This window comes from Solirubrobacter phytolaccae, assembly GCF_027587195.1.
Lineage (GTDB): Bacteria > Actinomycetota > Thermoleophilia > Solirubrobacterales > Solirubrobacteraceae > Solirubrobacter > Solirubrobacter phytolaccae.
In genome coordinates this window covers 37,260-56,452 of sequence record NZ_JAPDDP010000027.1, presented here as the reverse complement: position 1 = coordinate 56,452, position 19,193 = coordinate 37,260, and the positions used below count along the sequence as shown (strand labels likewise).

At 72.7% G+C, this 19,193-nt stretch carries 14 protein-coding genes; 6 read left to right on the top strand and 8 right to left on the bottom strand.

Annotation, left to right across the window (positions count from 1 at the left end; translation table 11 throughout):
- The first annotated feature begins 36 nt into the window (after nt 1-36).
- Genes OJ997_RS16210 through OJ997_RS16200 form a run of 3 tightly spaced genes read left to right on the top strand, consistent with a single transcriptional unit; the run spans nt 37 to nt 1,971 of the window.
- Nucleotides 37-1,080: a zinc-dependent alcohol dehydrogenase family protein gene (locus OJ997_RS16210; protein WP_270026208.1), complete on the top strand. Its 1,044-nt coding sequence runs from the start codon at nt 37-39 to the stop codon at nt 1,078-1,080.
- 19 nt (nt 1,081-1,099) lie between these two features.
- Nucleotides 1,100-1,483: an SRPBCC family protein gene (locus OJ997_RS16205; RefSeq protein WP_270026207.1), complete on the top strand. Its 384-nt coding sequence runs from the start codon at nt 1,100-1,102 to the stop codon at nt 1,481-1,483.
- Nucleotides 1,480-1,971 carry a GNAT family N-acetyltransferase gene (locus OJ997_RS16200; RefSeq protein ID WP_270026206.1) on the top strand — a complete coding sequence of 164 codons (492 nt, stop codon included), beginning with the start codon at nt 1,480-1,482 and terminating at the stop codon, nt 1,969-1,971. The genes OJ997_RS16205 and OJ997_RS16200 overlap by 4 nt, the downstream gene beginning before the upstream one ends.
- On the opposite strand, the gene OJ997_RS16195 is transcribed toward OJ997_RS16200, so the two are convergent.
- Genes OJ997_RS16195 through thiE form a run of 7 tightly spaced genes read right to left on the bottom strand, consistent with a single transcriptional unit; the run spans nt 1,968 to nt 10,697 of the window.
- Nucleotides 1,968-2,201 (bottom strand): hypothetical protein, encoded by a 234-nt coding sequence (locus OJ997_RS16195; protein WP_270026205.1) that lies wholly within the window; start codon nt 2,199-2,201, stop codon nt 1,968-1,970. The two genes, OJ997_RS16200 and OJ997_RS16195, sit on opposite strands and share 4 nt — an antisense overlap.
- Nucleotides 2,201-2,779, bottom strand: a complete 579-nt coding sequence (locus OJ997_RS16190; protein WP_270026204.1) for a DsbA family protein — start codon at nt 2,777-2,779, stop codon at nt 2,201-2,203. Before OJ997_RS16190 ends, OJ997_RS16195 begins: the two co-directional genes overlap by 1 nt.
- On the bottom strand, nt 2,748-4,118 hold the full coding sequence (gene lpdA, locus OJ997_RS16185) for a dihydrolipoyl dehydrogenase (RefSeq protein ID WP_270026203.1): 1,371 nt from the start codon (nt 4,116-4,118) through the stop codon (nt 2,748-2,750). Before lpdA ends, OJ997_RS16190 begins: the two co-directional genes overlap by 32 nt.
- Before the next feature lie 44 nt (nt 4,119-4,162).
- Nucleotides 4,163-8,782: a hypothetical protein gene (locus tag OJ997_RS16180; protein WP_270026202.1), complete on the bottom strand. Its 4,620-nt coding sequence runs from the start codon at nt 8,780-8,782 to the stop codon at nt 4,163-4,165.
- Between the two features lie 49 nt (nt 8,783-8,831).
- Entirely contained in the window at nt 8,832-9,566 is a 735-nt protein-coding gene (locus tag OJ997_RS16175; RefSeq protein ID WP_270026201.1) for a sulfite exporter TauE/SafE family protein, read from the bottom strand.
- Nucleotides 9,563-10,084: a hypothetical protein gene (locus OJ997_RS16170; RefSeq protein ID WP_270026200.1), complete on the bottom strand. Its 522-nt coding sequence runs from the start codon at nt 10,082-10,084 to the stop codon at nt 9,563-9,565. Before OJ997_RS16170 ends, OJ997_RS16175 begins: the two co-directional genes overlap by 4 nt.
- Nucleotides 10,071-10,697 carry a thiamine phosphate synthase gene (gene thiE, locus OJ997_RS16165; protein ID WP_270026199.1) on the bottom strand — a complete coding sequence of 209 codons (627 nt, stop codon included), beginning with the start codon at nt 10,695-10,697 and terminating at the stop codon, nt 10,071-10,073. The genes OJ997_RS16170 and thiE overlap by 14 nt, the downstream gene beginning before the upstream one ends.
- Nucleotides 10,698-10,823: 126 nt before the next feature.
- Between thiE and thiO the strand changes: the two genes are divergently transcribed.
- The 3 genes from thiO to OJ997_RS16150 are packed head-to-tail and all read left to right on the top strand — an operon-like array spanning nt 10,824 to nt 12,920.
- Nucleotides 10,824-11,927, top strand: coding sequence for a glycine oxidase ThiO (thiO, locus tag OJ997_RS16160; protein WP_270026198.1), 1,104 nt, complete (start codon nt 10,824-10,826; stop codon nt 11,925-11,927).
- Complete coding sequence (gene thiS / locus OJ997_RS16155; RefSeq protein ID WP_270026197.1) at nt 11,924-12,130, top strand: sulfur carrier protein ThiS; 207 nt, start codon at nt 11,924-11,926, stop codon at nt 12,128-12,130. Before thiO ends, thiS begins: the two co-directional genes overlap by 4 nt.
- A 1-nt stretch (nt 12,131) precedes the next feature.
- Nucleotides 12,132-12,920: a thiazole synthase gene (locus tag OJ997_RS16150; protein WP_270026196.1), complete on the top strand. Its 789-nt coding sequence runs from the start codon at nt 12,132-12,134 to the stop codon at nt 12,918-12,920.
- On the opposite strand, the gene OJ997_RS16145 is transcribed toward OJ997_RS16150, so the two are convergent.
- Nucleotides 12,917-19,174, bottom strand: coding sequence for an Ig-like domain-containing protein (locus OJ997_RS16145; protein WP_270026195.1), 6,258 nt, complete (start codon nt 19,172-19,174; stop codon nt 12,917-12,919). The genes OJ997_RS16150 and OJ997_RS16145 overlap by 4 nt on opposite strands.
- Between the last annotated feature and the right edge of the window lie 19 nt (nt 19,175-19,193).

The following is a 19,193-nucleotide window of genomic DNA, read 5'->3' as shown; positions in this document are numbered from 1 at the left end:
GAACATCGGGGGCGGTCAACTTCAAGGGGGAGAGCGATGAAGGCGCTGGTGTTCGGCGGGCCCGGGCAACGATCCTGGGACGACGTCGACGACCCGGGCATCCAGGACCCGACGGACGTGATCGTCAAGGTCGACACGACGACGATCTGCGGCACCGACCTGCACATCCTCAAGGGCGACGTGCCCGCGGTGACCGAGGGGCGGATCCTCGGGCACGAGGCGGTGGGCACGGTCGTCGAGACGGGTGCCGCGGTGTCGTCTCTGAAGCAGGGCGACAAGGTGCTCGTGCCGGCGATCACCTCGTGTGGGCGCTGCGGGCCGTGCAAGGCCGGGATGGCCGCGCACTGCGACGCCGTGGGTGGGATCGGCTGGATCTTCGGCCACCTGATCGACGGCGTGCAGGCGCAGTACGCGCGCGTGCCCTACGCCGAGACGTCGGTCCATCTCGTGCCGGACGGGGTGTCGGACGAGCAGGTGCTGTTCCTCGCCGACATCCTCCCGACGGGCTACGAGATCGGCGTCCAGAACGGGCGCGTGCAGCCGGGGGACACGATCGCGGTGGTCGGCGCCGGGCCGGTCGGGCTCGCGGCGATGATGACGGCCAAGATCGCCGGTGCCGGCCGGATCATCGCCGTCGACATGGAGACCTCGCGGCTGCGGCACGCGGAGCGGTTCGGGGCGACGCACACGGTCCAGGGCGGCGAGAACGCCGAGCAGGAGATCCTCGCGGTGACGGACGGCGCGGGCGTGGACGTGGCGATGGAGGCCGTCGGCATCCCGGCGACCTTCGACCTGTGCACGCGAATCGTGCGCGCGGGCGGCACGGTGGCCAACATCGGCGTGCACGGCGCGCCGACGACGCTGCACCTCGAGGACCTGTGGATCAAGAACATCACGATCACCACCGGGCTCGTGAGCGGCACCACGATCCCGACGCTGCTCAAGCTCGCCCGCGACGGGCGGATGGAGGCCGAGAAGCTCGGCACCCACGAGTTCGCGCTCGACCAGATCGAGGAGGCCTACGACGTCTTCGCCGCCGCGGGCGAGCATGACGCGTTGAAGGTGGTCCTGCGCGCCTGAGCGGGGGTAGCCCAGACCTATGCGGACGTGGACAGCTCAGTCATCGGCTTCGGCCCCCGTCGCCTGGGCGCTGCTGGCGCGCCCCGGCGCCTGGTCGGCCTGGGCGCCCCACGTCCGCGGCGCCTGGGGCCTCGGCACGCCGGAGGTCCGCGCGGGCGCGGTCGGCGCCGCGCGGCTGCTCGGCGTGATCCCTGTGCCGGCCAAGATCACCAGCAAGTCCGAGCGCTCCTGGACGTGGCGCGTCGGGCCTGCGGTGATGACCCACCGGGTCGTCGGCCAGGGCTCCGGCAGCGTGGTCGCGGTCGACCTGCGCGCGCCCGGCCCGCTCGAAGGCGCGATTGCCGCCGCCTACGGCCCGATCATCCAGACGATGATCGACCGTCTCGCTCGCCTCGCCGAGTGACCGTCCGCCCCGCCCGCACCGGCGACGGCGCCGCGCTCGCGCGCGTCCACGCCGACCTGGCCGCCCACTACGCCGAGCTCGACCCGGAGCGCTTTCGCGTGCCCGACATGGACGGGTTCGCCGCCTGGCAGGACGCGGAGCTCGCGGACGCGGGCGGCGATGAGCTCGACCTCGTCCTCGAGCACGAGGGCGAGGTGGTCGGCAGCCTCTACGCGCGCTTGATCCGTCCGCCGGACGGCGCGCGCTGGGCGTCGCCCGTCGACGTGACCCGCCCGCGCCTGAGCATCGAGTACCTGGCGGTGCTGCGCGAGCACCGCCGCGCGGGCCTGGGCACCGCGCTGGTCGAAGCCGCCGAGGCGTGGGGCCGCGAGCGGGGCGCGGTGGTCGCGGAGACCACGACGTACCACCGTGGGCCGGTGTCCGTGCCGTTCTGGACCGAGCGCGCCGGCTACGAGCCGCGTTCGATCAACTTCCGCAAGCCGCTCTAGCTGAGCTCGTAGCGGCGCCAGCGCGCGAGGAACTCGTCCGCCTCGAGCTGGGCGAGGTCGGCGCGTAGGGCGCGGGCGAGCTTGCCGGTGTCGCGCGGGCGGGTGTCCCAGAACAGGATCGTCTCGCCCGTGTCGATGTCGACCACCTCGACCTGCTCGAGCTTGTCCGACGGGCGGAAGAAGCGTCCTTGGCGGTGGACGAGGAGCTCGTAGGCCCGGTTGGCGCGCATCACACCGGAATTGCGCGTTCGCCGGCCAATACCTGCCCGTCGACCCAGATCGCGGGGACGGTGTCGACGCCGTCGGCGGCCGCCCGTGCGTGCGCCTCCTCCAGCGCGCGGGCGGTGGAGCCCAGCTCGACGCCTTTGATCACCGCGTGCGGGTGCATCTCGCACGCGGCGGCGGCGAGCAGCACGTTGTCGCGCTCGCCGAGGTCGCGGCCGCCCGCGAACGCCTGACGCAGCGCGGCGAGCGAGAAGGCGACGCCGCGGCCGATCCACTTCGCGTAGGTCGCGGCGAGCGTCGCCCACCGCAGATCCTCGGACGGGAAGGGCTCGGGCCAGCGGATCGGCAGCACGCCGAGCGCCGACGCGCGGCGCTCGACGTCCTCACGGTAGGAGGCGATCTCCTCCGCGCACCGGAAGGCCGGCGAGCGCAGGCTCACCGGGATCCACTCCGGGACCTCGCCCACCGCGTGGAGCGCTCGTTCGGCGACGAGGTAGCTCTCGGGGGAGGCGAGGTCGTAATAGAAACGCGGCTGCTGCCGCCCGACAGGCTTATCCGTGGATGAGCCAGCCGTCTGCGGCACGCGCGGCCTCCATCACGCCTTCCGACAGCGTCGGATGGCCGTGGATGATGCGCGCCACTTCGGCGTAGCCGCCCTCGAGCGCCTTGGCGTTGACCAGCTCCTGGATCAGCTCGGTGGCCTTCGCGCCCACGATGTGGCCGCCGACCAGCTCGCCGTACTTCTTGTCGCCGATGATCTTGATGACGCCGCCGCGGTCGCCGTAGACCGTGCCGGCGCCGACGGCGCCGTACTGGACCTTGCCGACGACGACGTCGATGCCCTGCTCGCGCGCCTGCGCCTCGGTCAGCCCGAAGGAGGCGACGTTGGGCGTGCAGAACGTCGCGCGCGGGATGTCGATGTACTCGATCGGGTGCGTCTTCATCCCGTTCGCGTCCTCGACGGCGATGACGCCCTCGTCGGACGCCTTGTGCGCGAGCGCGGGCCCGGGGACGAGGTCACCGATGGCGTAGACCTTCTCGACCGACGTGCGCAGCGCGCCGTCGACCTCGATCAGGCCGCGGTCGGTGAGCTTGACGCCCGCCTTGTCGAGGCCGAGCGCCTCGACGTCCGGCCCGCGGCCGGCGGCGATGATCAGGTAGTCGGCCTCGTCGGTCTTGTCGCCGTAGGAGAACGTGACCTTGTCGTCGTGCGACTGGACGTTCTCGACGGGAACGCCGAGGCTGATCTTGATGTTCTGCTTGGCGAGGGTGCGGCCGGCGACCTTGGAGATGTCCGCGTCCTCGGTCGGGAGGACACGGTCCAGCATCTCGAAGAGCAGGACCTCGGTGCCGAGGCGACCATACGCCGACGCGATCTCCGAGCCGGAGGCCCCGGCGCCGAGCACGGCGATCTTCTTCGGCAGCTCGGGCAGCGCCCACGCTTCCTCGGTGCCGATCACGCGGCCGCCGAACTGCGTGCCGGGAACGGGCTTGGGGACGGAGCCGGTGGCGAGGATGATCGCCTTCGACGCCTGGTAGACGTCGTCGCCGACCTTCACGCCGCCGCCCTCGGCGAGGGAGCCCTCGCCCTCGATGACGTCGATCTTGTTCTTCTTGAACAGGCCGCTGACACCGCCGGTGAGGGTCTTGACGACCTTCTCGCGGCGGGCGGAGACCTTGGAGAAATCGACCTCGCGGCCGGAGACCTCGATGCCGAACTCGTCGGCGTCGTCGATCTCAGAGAGGATGTCGGCGACACGGAGGACGGCCTTGGCCGGAATGCAGGCGTAGTTCAAGCAACGCCCGCCGACCTTGTCCTTCTCCACCACGGCGGTCTTCATCCCGAGCTGGGCGGCACGGATCGCGGCGACATACCCACCCGGCCCGGAGCCGATGACGATGCAGTCATATTGCTCAGGCATAAGTGGCGGCCACGTTAGTACATGGCCGCCACTTTTCCCGCCCCTCAGCCCTTGCTGAGGACCAACGGCTTGCTGTACCGCTTCCCGCGCTTGATCTTGACCGTGACCCGGTAGCCCGACTTCGGCAGCTTGCGGCCCAACGAGATCCGGGTCCAACCCCGGCGGAGCGTCTGCTTCTTGGTCTTGAGCGTCGTGTAGCGGGCCTTCACGGGCTTGGCGCTGGACGACTGGCCGTAGGAGGTCACCTGGGCGACCTTGAACTCGACCCAGACCTTCTTGCTGACGACGAACGAGAGGGCGTTGTCCACGACCTTGAGCGCGAGCCGGACGTCGTTGTCGATCAGCGTCTTGACCTGCGGCGACAACCCCTTGATGGGGTCGTTGACCGCGCACGACACCTCGCCGGTCTTGGGCAGCAGCTTGGCCGGGAACACGTTGCTCGTGTCGGTGCGCACGAGCTTGCCGTCGATGTACCAGACATAGAACGAGCCGGCCGCGCCCTTCGGGCAGGTGAGCGGCGAGTTCGCGTCGATCAGGCCGCCGGCCGTCTCGTCGACGGTCGTCGCCTCCTCCTGGGTGACCTCGATCACGGTCCTGCCGATCTCGTTGACCGGGTCCGACGGGTGGAACGTGTCCAGGCGGACCTTGCCCGGCTTGGCCGGCAGCTTGATCAGCAGGCCCCAGGACAGGTCGCCGGAGCCGATCGGCACCACGGTGACACCGCTGACGTTGGCCTTGAACGTGTGCCCACGCAGGTCCTCCACCGACGGGATCGTGATCGTGCTGCCGGCGACGCCGCGCACCTTCACCGGGAGGATGCTGCCGACCTCGACGACCTCGAGGGTCCGCTTGTCCGAGCCCGTGCCGCCGTGGACGTCGGTGGCGGTCACCTCGAACACGTGCACGCCGCTGCGGGGCACGAGCAGGTCGGCGCCCGCGGCGCTGCACGAGACGGGCCGGCCGTCGAACGTGCAGGCCACCAGCGCCCCAGCGTCGACGCGGAACTTCAGCGCCAGGAGCCTGAACCGGGGGGCCCGGTTGAACTCCGGCCAGTTGGTGATCGCCACCGACGGGCCGGCGACCCGGGTGGCGAAGTTGACCGTGCGCGTCTCGTCCTCGCCGTACTCGTTGCGGAGGTTGATGACCAGCGCGTGGTCGGCCGTGCTCGCCAGCGAGTCCAGGGCGATCGGGCTGGCGCAGGACGCGAGCGCTGTGCCGTTGAGCGTGCAGCCGGTGACCGTGACGTCGGGCGCGAGCGTGTAGGCCACGCGCGCGCCGCGGGTCGTGATGACCGCCTCGGGCTGCTCGGTGATGGTGATCGGGGCGGCGGCCTTGACCGTCACCGGCGCGGAGCTCGCCGTGCGCTCGGCACCCAGCGTCGTCGCCGTCACCTTGCAGCGCAGCTCGGCGTTGCGGTCGGCGCGGACGAGCGTGTAGACGCTCGAGCCGGACGCGACGACGGTGTCGCCGCGCAGCCAGCGCACGAACAGGTCCGGGGTGCCGGCCCAGCTGCCGGTGGCGCACGTGAGCGCCTCACCGACGATGCCGGAGCCGCTGAGCGCCGGGGCCGCGGTGTTGTCCGGGTTCGGGAGGACCGCGACGCCGGTCGAGGCGACGGCCGCGCTCGGCACGCCGTTGGCGGTGCCGGTGACCTCGCACGTGAGCGTGGCGCCCGCGTCGGCGGCGACCGGGGTGTAGGTGCCAGTGGTCGCGACCGTCGTCGACCCACGCTTCCACGCGTAGTCGAGCGTCGGGCTGAGGGTCCACGTGCCCGCGTCGCAGGTCAGGGCCGTTCCGGGCAGCGACTTGGCCGCGGCGAGCGTCCCGGTAATCGACGGCGCCACGGTGTTCTCCGCCGTCTCGACGACGTCGACGCCCGTGGCCGTGACCGGCGTGCCGGTGAGGCCGTTGGCCGCGCCCGTGACGGTGCACGTGAGCTCGGTGTTCAGGTCGGCGCCGGCCGGCGTGTACGTGGCGGACGTCGCGCCGCCGATCGGCGTGCCGTCGCGCTCCCACGCGTAGGTGAACGCCGGGCCGTGCGTCCAGGTGCCCGGGGCGCAGGTGAGCGCCAGGCCGAGCCGCGTCTTGCCCGCGACGGGCGTGCCGGTGATCGCCGGGGCCGTCGTGTTCTCGGGCGCGGCGAAGATCGTCACGCCGGTGGACGCGGCCGGCGCGCTCGGGATGCCGTTGGCGTCGGCGGTGACGGCGCACGTGAGCGTCGCGCCGACGTCGGCGAGGACGGGCGTGTAGGTGCTCATGGTCGCGACCTCGGTGGTGCCGCGCTTCCACGAGAAGCTGTACGTCGCGCTCAGCGTCCAGGCGCCCGTGCCGCAGGTGAGCTGCTCGCCCGGGGTGCCCTTGCCGGTGGCGTGGGTGCCGGTGACGGCCGGCGGCGTCGTGTTCTCGGCGACCGCGACGACGTCGACGCCGGTCGTGGTCGCCAGGGTGGTGAGGCCGTTGGCCGTGGCGGAGACGACGCAGGTCAGCTCGGTGTTCAGGTCGGCGCCGGCCGGCGTGTAGGTGGCGGCCGTCGCGCCGCCGATCGGCGTGCCGTCGCGCTCCCACGCGTAGGTGAACGTCGGGCCGCCGGTCCACGTGCCCGGGGTGCAGCTCAGTGCCAGACCGAGCCGTGTCTTGCCGACGACGGGCGTGCCGGTGATCGCGGGCGCCGTCGTGTTCCCGGGCGTGGCGAAGATCGTGACGCCGGCCGTGGTCGCGGGCGCGCCGGCGATCGTGTTGACGGTCGCGGTCACCGTGCAGGTGAGCGTGGCGCCGACGTCGCCGCCGACGGGGGTGTAGGCGCTCGTCGTGGCGACTTCGGTCGCGCCGCGCTTCCACGAGTAGCCGTATGTCGGGCTGCCGGTCCAGGTGCCCGCCCCACAGGTGAGCGGCTCGCCCGGCGTGCCCTTGCCCGCGGCGTACGTGCCGGTGATCGCGGGGGCGACGGAGTTGGTGGGCGTGGCGACGACCGTCACCGCGGCGGAGTCGGCGCTGCCGCTCTCGCCGCTCGCGGTCACCGTCACGGCGCACTTGAGGTCCGTGCCGAGGTCGGCGACGACGACCGTGTACGTGGTGGCGGTCGCGCCGGCGATCGGCGTGCCGTTGCGCTTCCAGGCGTAGGCCTTCGCGCCGTCCGGGTTCCACACGCCCGGGTCGCAGGTGATCACGTCGCCCGTCGTGGCGCGGTTCGTCGGGGTGCGGGTGCTCGTCGCCGACGGCGGCGTGGTCGCGCTCGGGCCGCCGGCGACCGCCGCGGCCGTGATCGACTGCACCGGGGCCGAGCTCGCGAGGCCGTCGGTGGCCACGACCGAGCAGGTGACGTCGGTGTCGCCGTCGGCGCTCACCGTCGTGTAGGTCCGCGCCGTGGCGCCGCCGATCGTCACGCCGTCGCGCTCCCACGTGTAGGCGTAGCTCGGCGAGACCGCGGACCACAGGCCCTCGTCGCAGGTCAGGACGTCGCCGACCGCAGCGGTCGTCGGGGACACCTCGGGCTCGAGGATGTTGCCCGGCGCGACGTCGGCGTGGACCGCGTTGCTGGACTCCTCAGTGCCGGTGACGCCGTTGACGGTGACGGAGACCGTGCAGGTGATGTCGGTCGTGAGCTGGGCGCTCGTGACCTCGAACGTGCTTCCGGTCTCGCCGCTGATCTCGTTGCCGTCGGATGCCCAGGAATAGACCTTCGTGTCGTCCGGCGTCCACGTGCCCGGGTCGCAGGTGATCGTGTCGCCCTCCTCCGCGTGCCCGGGCAGGCTGCTGGACGAGGACACGGACGGCAGCGGGTTGGCCGCGGGGCGCGGGTTGCCGGAATAGGTCACGTACAGCGACTCGCCGGTGAGCGGACCGCCGAACGTGGTGCTGCCGGCGCTGCTGTAGATGAGGTCGGTCGCGTCACCGGCCGCGGCCGCGATCAGGTTCACGCGGTCGGTGTCCGCGGCGCCGCCGACGATGCCCGACCAGTCGACGGTCGTCTGGTGCATGCCGCTGACGGTGAGCGCGCCGACGTTGAGCATGGGCGCGCCGCCGATCCCCGTCACGGCGGTCGGCTCGAAGAACACGCCGCCCCAGCCGGTGAGCGTGAGCTGGCGCCCGTCAAGGTCGTTGACGCCGCGCACGGTGAGGTTGGCGTCGTTGAGCACCGGGTCCACCGCGCCGGCCAACCGGTGGCCGCTGAACGTCACCCCGCCGAAGTTCTGCGTGAAGGTCGAGTTCGTCCAGAACGACGACGCCTCCGTGTCACCGGGGAGCGGGCCGCTGAACTCGGTGTTGCCGCCGGCGGCGGTGATCGTCGCGTTCGAGATCGCGGTGTTCTGGATGAGCAGGTCGCCGGCGACGTCGAGCGGGCCGTCCGTCAGCCACGAGGTGGTGTAGGAGTCGCCGAGCAGGGAGACGTCGCCGCTGCTGGTCAGCCGCGAGCCATCGAGCGTGAGCATGGCGCCGCCGTTGACCGTGACCTCCGCGACCGTCACGTCGCCGGTCAGCGTGACCGCGTCGTCGACGACGACCGCGTCCGATGAGCCCGGGACGACGCCTCCGGCCCAGGTGGCTGGATCGTCCCAGTCACCGGAGGTCGTGGAGGTGATCGTCGCCGCGTGGGCGGCACTGGGAGCCAGGACGAGCGCGGCCGCACAGGCCAGCAAGACACGAAGGCGGCGGGTGAGGGTCATGCTCCACTCCTTCGGCGGGAATGGATCGAACTTGACTAAGTGATGGGAATCAGGTCACGAAGAGAATCACGGCGACGACGGTCGCGACGACCACCACGACCCAGCGGAGCACTTCGGAGGGGATGTGGCGTCCGTACTTCGCCGCGACCTGTGCGCCCACGATCGACCCGAGCGCGATCAGGCCCGCCGCCTCCCAGGCGACGTCGGCGACGGCGATGAAGAGGATCGCCGCGACGCCGTTCGCGACCGCCGTGCACACGATCTTGACCGCGTTCAGCCGCTGCAGGTCGTCCGGATAGCAGAGCCGCAGCAGCGACATCAGGATGATCCCCTGCGCCGCGCCGAAGTAGCCGCCGTAGATGCCGGTCGCGAACGAGGCGCTGATGCCGGCGGCGTTGCGCTCCGTGTCGGCGTGGGCCGCCGGCGTGCGCTTGATCGCCATCAACACGGCCGCGAGCAGGATCAGGAGCGGGACGACCGCGTCGAAGACCGACTCCGGCAGCTCGAGCAGCAGGATCCCGCCGAGCAGCGCGCCGAACGTCGTGCCGATGGCGAGGAACCCGACCCGCCGCCACTGGCCGCGGAGCTCGCGCCGGTAGCCGATCGCGCCGCTGATCCCGCCCGGCACGAGCCCGACCGAGTTCGACACGTTGGCGACGACCGACGGGTAGCCGACCGCGAGCAGCGTGGGGAACGTGATCAGCGAGCCGGAGCCGACGATCGTGTTCACGCCGCCCGCGGCGAACCCGGCCGCGGCGACCGCGATCGCCTCGGCCAGCGTCACTGCCTGGGCACCTGCAGGCGCGCCATCACGCGGATCAGCAGCCAGAACACCGGGGCGCTGATCACGACCACGGCGATGCAGGCGAGGGCGGCGAGCAGCGTGGTCGCGAGCATCAGCGCGAGGATGGCGAAGATGATCGCGAGGCCGAGCAGCGCCTCCACGAGCAGCACGACGGGGTAGATCCGCGCCCACAGGCCGGCCGCGAGCGCGATCCCGCCGACCGCGAACAGCGCCGCGTACAGGTAGTGCTCGTCCGTCGCGGCGATGATCGCGTTCGCGCCGCAGATGAGCAGCACGACGACGACCGCGAGCTTGAGCCCGAGCGGGCGCTCGCCGGGCGCGAGCGGCGTGAGCTGCGCGCGGATCGCGTCGTCACGGGCGCGCCCGCGGGCGTAGCCGCGCCGCATGCCCGCGTTGCGATCCCCGGCCTGGGCGCGGCCCGCCTCGGCTTGCTCGCGCGCGAAGTCCTGCCGTGCCGCCTCACGAGCCGCTGCGAGGTCGTCCTCAGCGTCCGGCACGCGCGGGCTCCTCCAGCGCGGCGCGGAGCTCGCGCGCCGCGGCCTCGGGGTCTTCGGCCTCGGTGATCGCGCGCACGACAACGATCCGCGTCGCGCCGCGCTCGACGACTTCGTGCACGTTGGTCGCGTCCAGCCCGCCGATCGCGAACCACGGCTTGCCGACGGTGCTCGCGGCGTGCGCGACGTAGTGCAGGCCCGCGGCCGGGCGGCCCGGCTTGGTCGGGGTCGCGTGCACGGGCCCGACGGCCACGTAGTCGACGTTCGGGTCTGCGTCGGCCTCGGCGGCCTGGGCCGGCTCGTGCGTCGAGCGGCCGACGATGCGGTCGGCGCCCACGTGCGCGCGGGCCTGCGCGGGCGTCATGTCGTCCTGGCCGACGTGGATGCCGTCGGCGCCGCACGCCTCGACGAGGTCGGGGCGGTCGTTGAGGACGAAGAGCGCGTCGTGGCCGACGAACGCGCGCGCGGCCTCGACCAGCCCGGCGTCGTCCAGGGCCTTGTCGCGCAGCTGGATCAGGTCGACGCCGCCGCGCACCGCCGCCGCGATCCACTCACGGTCGCGAGCGGGGCAGACGAGGTACAGGCGCGCGGAGGACAGACGCTCGCGTGGGGTCACCCACCAGGGGATACCATGAACCGCAGAACACGGGAGCCCGCAGACTCGGGCTGAGAGGGCGCCAGCGGGGCGCCGACCGTCGAACCTGATCCGGGTCGTGCCGGCGTAGGGAGGCGAGCAGTACCAGTGTCAGCGCAGTCAGAGAGCTTCGACGTCGCGGTCGTCGGCGGCGGGCCGATCGGTCTCGCCTGCGCGTGGCGTGCGGAGCAGCGCGGCGCGCGTGCGGTCGTCATCGACGCGGGTGAACCGGGCGCGTGGCACGTCGCCGCGGGGATGCTCGCGCCCGTCTCGGAGGCCGAGTTCGGCGAGGGCGACCTGCTCCAGCTCGGGCTGGAGAGCGCGAAGCGGTACGCGGCGTTCTGCGCGGAGCTCGAGGAGCCGGGCTACCGCGAGGTCGGGACGCTGGTCGTCGCACGCGACCGCGACGAGGCCGAGGCGCTCGACCGCCTGGCCGAGTTCCGCCGCGGGCTCGGGTTGCCCGTGGAGCGGCTGCGGCCGTCGCAGGCGCGCAAGCTGGAGCCCGCGCTCGCGCCGACCGTCCGGCTCGCGCTGCACATCGAGTCCGACCACTCCGTGGACCCGCGCAAGCTCGTCGCCGCGTTGAAGCGCAAGGTCACCGTCTACGACCACGCGCGGGCGACCGGCCTGCTGCTCGACGGCGACCGGGTGACCGGGGTGATCACCCCCGAGGGCACCGTGCGGGCGGACCAGGTCGTGATCGCCGCGGGCGTGGACGTCGCGAAGCTGGACATGCCCGCCTCCGCGCGCGTTCCGGTTCGCCCGGTCAAGGGCCAGGTGCTGCGCCTGCGCGACCCGAACGGCCCGGGGCTGGTCTCCCGCACGATCCGCGGCGAGCAGGCGTACTTCGTCCCGCGCGGCGACGGCCAGTACATCCTCGGCGCGACGATGGAGGAGCGCGGCTGGGACACGACCCCCACGGCGGGCGGCGTCTACGAGCTCCTGCGCGACCTGTCCGAGCTCGTCCCGGGCATCTTCGAGCTCGAGATCGAGGAGCTGATCGCCGGGCTGCGGCCCGCGACGCCGGACAACCTGCCCGCGATCGGGCCGGGCACGCTGGAAGGCCTCGTCTGGGCGACGGGCCACTTCCGCAACGGGATCCTGCTCACGCCGGTCACCGCCGACCTCGTCGCTTCCGTCCTCAACGGTGAGCCGCTGCCCGACTGGGCCGCGCCCGCCAACCCCCAACGCTTTGCCGGAGTCGCTGCATGAACGTCGTCCTGAACGGAGAACCCACGACGCTCGCGGACGGCGCGACGGTCGAGAGCGCGCTGGTCGCCCTCGACCTGCCGGGTGCGGGACGCGGCGTCGCGGTGGCCGTGGACGCCGAAGTCGTCCCGCGTGGGCAGTGGGCGAAGACCGAGCTGCACGAAGGAGCGCGGGTGGAGATCCTCCGCGCGATCCAGGGAGGCTGACATGGCCGTCACCGATACGAACACCGATGCACTGACCATCGCGGGCAAGACGCTGAGCTCGCGGCTGCTGCTGGGCACGGGCGGGTTCCGCTCACTCGACGCGCTGGCGGGGGCGCTGACCGTCTCGGGCTCCGAGCTCGTGACCGTCGCGCTGCGCCGGATCGACCCGGGCCAGCACGGCTCGATCGTCGACGTGCTCGACACCGCCGGCGTCCAGCTGCTCCCGAACACGGCGGGCTGTTTCACCGCCCGTGATGCCGTCCTCACGGCCAAGATGGCCCGCGAGGCGTTCGAGACGAACTGGGTCAAGCTCGAGGTGATCGGCGACGAGCGCACGCTGCTGCCCGACGCGGTCGCCCTGCTCGAGGCCGCCGAGGAGCTCGTCGACGACGGCTTCATCGTCCTCCCGTACACCAACGACGACCCGATCCTCGCCCGCCGCCTGGAGGACGTCGGCTGCGCCGCGGTCATGCCGCTTGGCTCGCCGATCGGCTCCGGCATGGGCCTGCTGAACACCTACAACCTGCGGCTCATCCGCGAGCGCGCGGGCGTCCCGGTGATCCTCGACGCGGGCGTGGGCACGGCGTCGGACGCCGCGCTGGCGATGGAGCTCGGCTTCGACGCGGTCCTGTGCGCGACCGCCGTCTCCCGCGCGGAGGAGCCCGAGACGATGGCGCGCGCCATCCGCCTCGGCGTCGAGGCGGGCCGCCTGGCCTACCGCGCCGGCCGCATCCCGCGCCGCCTGTACGCGCAGGCCTCCACGCCGGAAGAGGGCTTCCCCGAGTACTAGCGGCGCTTGGCCTTGGCCGTGTAGCGCTTGCCCTTCTTGACCAGGAGCTTCTTCTTGGTCACGAAGTCCTGGACCTGCACCACGCCCTGGGTGACGCGGGTCAGCGTCGTGGTGCAGGAGTCCTGGACGAGCCAGACGGTGCCGCGGACGGTGGCGGCGGAGTACTTGCCGGAGGTGCGGAACGCGCCCTTGCCGTCGCCCCAGAGCTTGCGGGTCTTCTTCTTGGCGGACGCGCTCGCGCGCTGGCCCTTCGGGCAGCCCGTCAGCGGCTCGCTCAGCTTGAGGTCGGTGATGCCGCCCTTCTGGGTGACGATGAACATGCCGCCGTAGAAGTCGGCGGTCTCGGGCGCCGCGCCGGGCTTCGGGATCGAGGTCAGGGTCACGCGGCCCTTGCGCACGTCGACCTCGGAGCCGAGCGGGATGCCTTTGGTCACGTCCAGCGGCTCGAACTTCGACGCGCCCTTGGGCTTGACCAGCACGGGGCCGCCTGGCTTGGGCGAGACGACGATCGTCTGGTTCGGCACCGGGGTCGGGGTGGGCGTCGGCGTCTGGGCGGGAGCGACGGTCGGCACCGGCGTCGGCTGCGCCTGCTGGACCTGCGTGACGGTGAACGCGCGCTGGGTCGTCGACTGGTTGCCGGCGGCGTCCGTGGTGCGCACGAAGAACACGTAGGCGCCGGGCGCGAGCGCGCTGAACGCCTTCGGCGACCCGCAGGCGCCGAACGCGCCCGGTCCGCCCGGGCCGTCGAGCCGGCACTCCACCGTGCTCTCGGCGGCGGTGAACGCGAACGCGGGGTTGGCGTCGGTGGTTGCGCCTGCGGGCCCGCTCGTCACGTCCGGCGGGGCGGGCTGCGTCGTGTCGACCGTGAAGGCCCGCGTGGCGGGCTCGCTCCCGTTCCCGGCGGTGTCGAAGACCCGCACCGTGAACGCGTGCGGCCCGTCCGCGAGCGGCTCCGGGGCGAACGGCGAGGCGCACGGGAACTCGACGCCGTCGAGCGTGCACTGGAACGTGGTCGTCTCGCCCGTGAACGTGAACGTCGGCGTGTTGTCGTTGGTTGGGCCGCTCGGGCCGGTCAGCAGCGGCGCCGCCGGCGGGCCGTCGTCGACAGTGATTGTCCGCTTGTCGGTAGCGTCGTTGCCGGCCGCGTCCATTGCGCGAACCTCGAAGGTGTGAGGGCCCTGGCTGAGCAGCGCGGTGGTGTGCGGCGAGGTGCAGGCCGCGAACGCGGCCGCGTCGACCCGGCAGGCGAGCACGGCGCCCGGCTCACCCGTGAACGTGAAGGTCGGCGTCGTGTCGCTGGTCGCGCCGTCCGGCCCGGCCGTGATGGTGATCGCCGGCGCGACGGTGTCGACCGTGAACGTGCGCGAGGCGGCCGCGCCCTGGTTGCCGGTCGTGTCCGTCGCGCGGACCTCGAACGTGTGTTGCCCGGGGGCGAGCGTTGCCGTCGTCAGCGGGGACAGGCAGGTCGCGAAGGTCGCGCCGTCCACCCGGCACTGGAACGTCGCGCCGGCCTCGGCGCTGAAGGAGAAGCTCGGCGTCGCGTCGTTCGTCGGCCCGTTCGGGCCGGCCGTGATCGTCGTGGTGGGCGCGACCGTGTCGACGACCACCGTGCGGGACGCCGAGGCGGCGCTCTGGTTGCCCGCGGCGTCGCGTGCCCGCGCGGTGTAGGTGTGCGAGCCGTCGCTCACACCGGCGAGCGAGTGGCCCCAGAAGCCGTTCGCGTTCACCGTGGTGGTGCCGCGCGAGGTCGCGCCCTCGAAGACCTCGACCGTGCTCCCGGCCTCGGCCGAGCCCGACAGCGACACGGTCGACTCTTCGACGGTCGGCGCTTCGAGCACCGGCGCGCTCGGCGCGGCGGTGTCGACCCGGAACGTGCGCGTGGCGGCCGTGCTCGTGTTCCCGGCCGTGTCGCGCGCGGTGGCCTCGTAGGTGTGCGTGCCGTCGACGACGGTGTTGACCGTGATCGACCAGTTCCCACCGGTCGCGGTCGTCGTCCCGCGCGTGAACTGGCCCTCGCGCAGCTCCACCGACGTGCCCGCCTCGGCCGTGCCGGTGACGGTGACGGTGGACGCGGTCAGCCACTGGTTCGCCGTGGGCTGCGCGACCACGGGCGGGTTCGGCGCCACCGTGTCGATCGTGAAGTTGATCCCGCCGGCCGTGCTCGGGTTGCCCGCCGCGTCGACCGCACGGACCTCGAACCGGTGGGCGCCGTCGGCGAGCTGCGCGGTCGTGAACGGCGTCGAGCAGGTCGCGAACGCGGCGCTGTCCACCCGGCACTGGAACGTCGCGCCGGCCTCGCCGGTGAAGGTGAACGTCGGCGTGTTGTCGGTGCCCGGCGTGGTCCAGCTGAGCGACGGCACCGGCGGCGCGGTCGTGTCGACCGTGAACGCGCGGGAGGCCGGCGTGCCGTCGGGGTTGCCGGCCGCGTCGATCGCCTGCACCTCGTAGGTGTGCGCGCCCGCGGCGAGCGTCCCCGGGGAGTGCGGCGACGCGCAGCTCGTGAACGGGTTGGCGTCCACCCGGCACTGGAACGTGCCGCCCGACTCGGTCGAGGTGAACGTGAAGGTCGGTGCGGCGACGTTCGTCGGGCCGGTCGGGCCGCCCGTGATCGTCGTGTTCGGCGCGGTGGTGTCGACGGTGAACGAGCGCGAGTCCGTCGCGGGGTTGCCGGCGACGTCGGTCGCCCGGACCTCGAACGTGTGCGCGCCCTCGGCCAGGGCCGCGGTCGTGTGCGGGCTCGAGCAGCTCGCGAACGCCGCGGTGTCCACGCGGCAGGCGAGGGTCGAGCCCGCCTCCGCGCTGAACCCGAACGTCGGCGTGGTGTCGTTCGTGGCGCCGGCGGGGCCAGAGAGGATCGTCACGCTCGGCGCCGAGGTGTCGACGGTGATCGTGACCGTCGCGGGCGTGTTGTCGCGGTTGCCGGCCGGATCGACGGCGCGGACGCTGAGCGTGTGCTGCCCGGCCGAGAGCGTCGGCGCGGTGTAGGGCGTCGGGCAGGCGGTGTGGGCGGCGCCGTCGAGCGCGCACTCGAAGGTGGAGCCCGCCTCGGTCGCGGTGAAGGTCCAGGTCGGCGTCGTGTCGCCGGTCGTGCCGGTCGGCCCGCTGGCGATCGTCGTGTTCGGCATCGTGGTGTCGATCCGGATCGTGCGCGTGACCGCGGTGCTCTGGTTGCCGGCGGCGTCGATCGTGCGCGCCGAGTACGTGTGCGTGCCGTCGGTGGGCGTGACGATCACGTTCCACAGGCCGGTGCCGCCGACGGGCGAGCTGCCCGCCGACTCCCCGTTCTCGAGCAGCTGGACGGTCGCGTTCGCCTCCGCGGTGCCGCGGAGGTCGACCGTGCCGACCGCGAGCAGCGCGTTCTCGGCCGGGGCCGTGAACACCGGCGGGGCGGGCGCGGCGGTGTCGACGGTGAGGCTGCGCGAGGCGGCGCTGCCGGCGTTGCCCGCGGCGTCGACGGCGCGCACCTGGAACGTGCGGGCGCCGTCGGCGAGCTGCGCGGTGGTGTGCGGCGAGCTGCAGGCGGCGAACGCGGCGGCGTCGACGCGGCACTCGAAGCTCGCGCTCGCCTCGCCCGTGAAGGTGAACGTCGGTGTGTTGTCGCCCGTGGCACCGGTCGGGCCGGAGACGGTGGGGGCCGCCGGGGCGGTGGTGTCGACGACGATCGTCCGGCTGGCCGCCGCGCCCTGGTTGCCGGCCGTGTCGATCGCGCGCACCTCGACGGTGTGGCTGCCCTCGGCCAGCGTGGCGGTCGTGTACGGCGAGGTGCAGAGGGCGAACGTGCCCGCGTCCGTCCGGCACTGGAAGGTGGCGCCGGCCTCGTTGGCGGTGAAGGTGAACGACGGCGTGGTGTCGTTCGTCCGCGGCGGAGACGCGTCGATCGTTGCCGTCGGGGCGACCGTGTCGACGATCCAGGTGCGGGACGCCGGGGTGGCGTCGAGGTTGCCGGCGGCGTCGACCGCCCGCGCCTGCAGCGTGTGCGCGCCCTGGGCGAGGCCCGTGTAGCCCGTCGGGCACGCGCTGAACGCCGCCCCGTCGAGCGCGCACTGGAAGTTCACGCCGCCCTCGTTGGAGGTGTACGTGAAGGTCGCGGAGGTGCTGGCGGTGGCGCCGGTCGGGCCGCCGACGAGGGTCGTGTCCGGCGCGACGGTGTCGACCGTCCAGTTCTGGACCGCGGGCGAGGCGTCGACGTTGCCGGCAGTGTCCACGGCGCGCACCTGGAACGTGTGCGCGCCCTGCGCCAGGCCCGTGTAGCTCACCGGGCAGGCCCCGAACGCCGCGCCGTCGAGCGCGCACTGGAAGTTCACGCCGCCCTCGTTGGACGTGAACGTGAAGGTCGCCGTGGTGCTGGCGGTGGCGCCGCTCGGCCCGCTCCCGATCGTCGTGTTCGGTGCGACGGTGTCAACCGTCCACGTGCGCGACGCGGGCGTGGCGTCGACGTTCCCGACCGCGTCGACGGCGCGCACCTGGAACGTGTGCGAGCCCTGCGCGAGCCCGGTGTAGCCCGTCGGGCAGGTGCTGAACGCGGCGCCGTCGAGCGCGCACTGGAACTGCGCGCCGGCCTCGGACGAGTAGGTGAACGTCGCGCTCGTGGACGCGACGGTGCCGGTCGGGCCGCCGCTGCCGAGCGTCGTCTCGGGCGCGACGGTGTCGACCGTGAACGCCTGGCCGGCCGGGCTGGCGTCCACGACACCCGCCGCGTCGATCGCGCGGACCTGGAACGTATGCGCGCCCTGGCTGAGCGCGGCGGTCGTGTGCGGTGAGGTGCAGGTGGCGAACGCGGCGGAGTCCACGCGGCACTGGAACGTCGACCCGACGGCCTCGCTCGAGGTGAACGTGAACGTCGGCGTGGTGTCGCCGACGGGCCCGCTCGGCCCGCCCGTGATGGTCGTGTTCGGCGCGCCGGCGGCGTTGACGACGAACGACCGCGTGCTCACCGGCGGGTTCGGGAACGCCGCGCTCACCGCCCGCACGGAGAACGTGTACGGCCCGTCCGCGAGGTCCGAGTACGGCTGCGCGTTCGACTTGTAGCACTCCTCGAAGCCCGCGGTCTGGCCCGGCCCGGTCAGGTCGCACTGCACCGTCACGCCGCTCTCGCTGGCCTGGAAGTTGAACTGCGTGCTCGTGGACGTGATCGTCCCGCTCGGGCCCTCCGTGATCAGCACGGTCGCGGCCTGGTCGATCTCGAACGCGCCCGCGTCGCAGGCCGTGCCCTGCGGCCGGGACAGGCCGCGCTGGTCGGTGCCCTCGCACGGCGTGTCGCCGAGTGGCATGCGATTGAAGGCGTCACTGCCCGTCGGGATCGTCAGCACGTCGAGCTGACCCCCCTGGTTGCTGAGCGCAGTCGCGAGCTGCGGCTTCATGCCGCCGGGCGCGAGGCCGCAGTCCTTGTCGTCCTCGACGTTGAAGTTGCCGTCGGTAGGCCGTCGGTCGGCGTCGCAGTTGACGAGCTCGCCGGCCATCAGATTGCGGGCGACGATGCTGCCGACGAGTTGGGTGCTTCCGCTCGGGATGATCCCGCCGGCGCCGCGCCCGCCTCCGGTGTTGTCGGCGATCGTCGAGCGCGAGATCGATACGAGCGCCCCGTTGCCCGTCGAGACGATTCCGCCCGCGCCGCCTGTCGCGCTGCTGTCGTTGGCGAACAAGGTGGCGTCGGTCAGGATCAGCATGCCCTGGAAGGCGGGGATCTCCGATCCGCCCACGTTGTGGATGCCCCCGCCCCCACCCGCGGCCGTGGCGACGTTGTGGTCCACGAGCAGGTTGTCCGCCGTGATCCGACCGAGGTTGTTGGCGATGCCGCCTCCGCGCGTGGCTCGGCTGGCGGTGATGCGCACGTCCTGCAGGCCGAGGACCCCGGCGTTGTAGATCCCGCCTCCCTCCAGGATGTCTCCACCGCCAGCGGCGCCGTTGCGGATCGTGAACCGGGAGAGCGTCAACACGCCGCTCGCGCTCGTCCGCAGGCGGTACTTCGCACCGCCGTCGATGATCGTCTTGCGCGCGTCGACGCCGTTGATCGTCATCTCCGACTGCACGACCAGGTCGTTGTTGATCTGGATCACGCCCTCAGGGACGTTGATCGTGTCGGCTTCGCTCTTGGTCGCCTCAGCGGCGGCGCTCGCGGCACGGAGGCTCGCGCAGCTCGTCCCGGTGCAACTGCCGCCCTCACCGGTGCCGGTGACGGTGAAGACGGCGCCGTAGGCCGCCGGCGCAGGGGCCAGCGCGGCTATCAGTGCGATGAACGCTGCACGCCACCCCATTCCGGAGCGACACTAACCG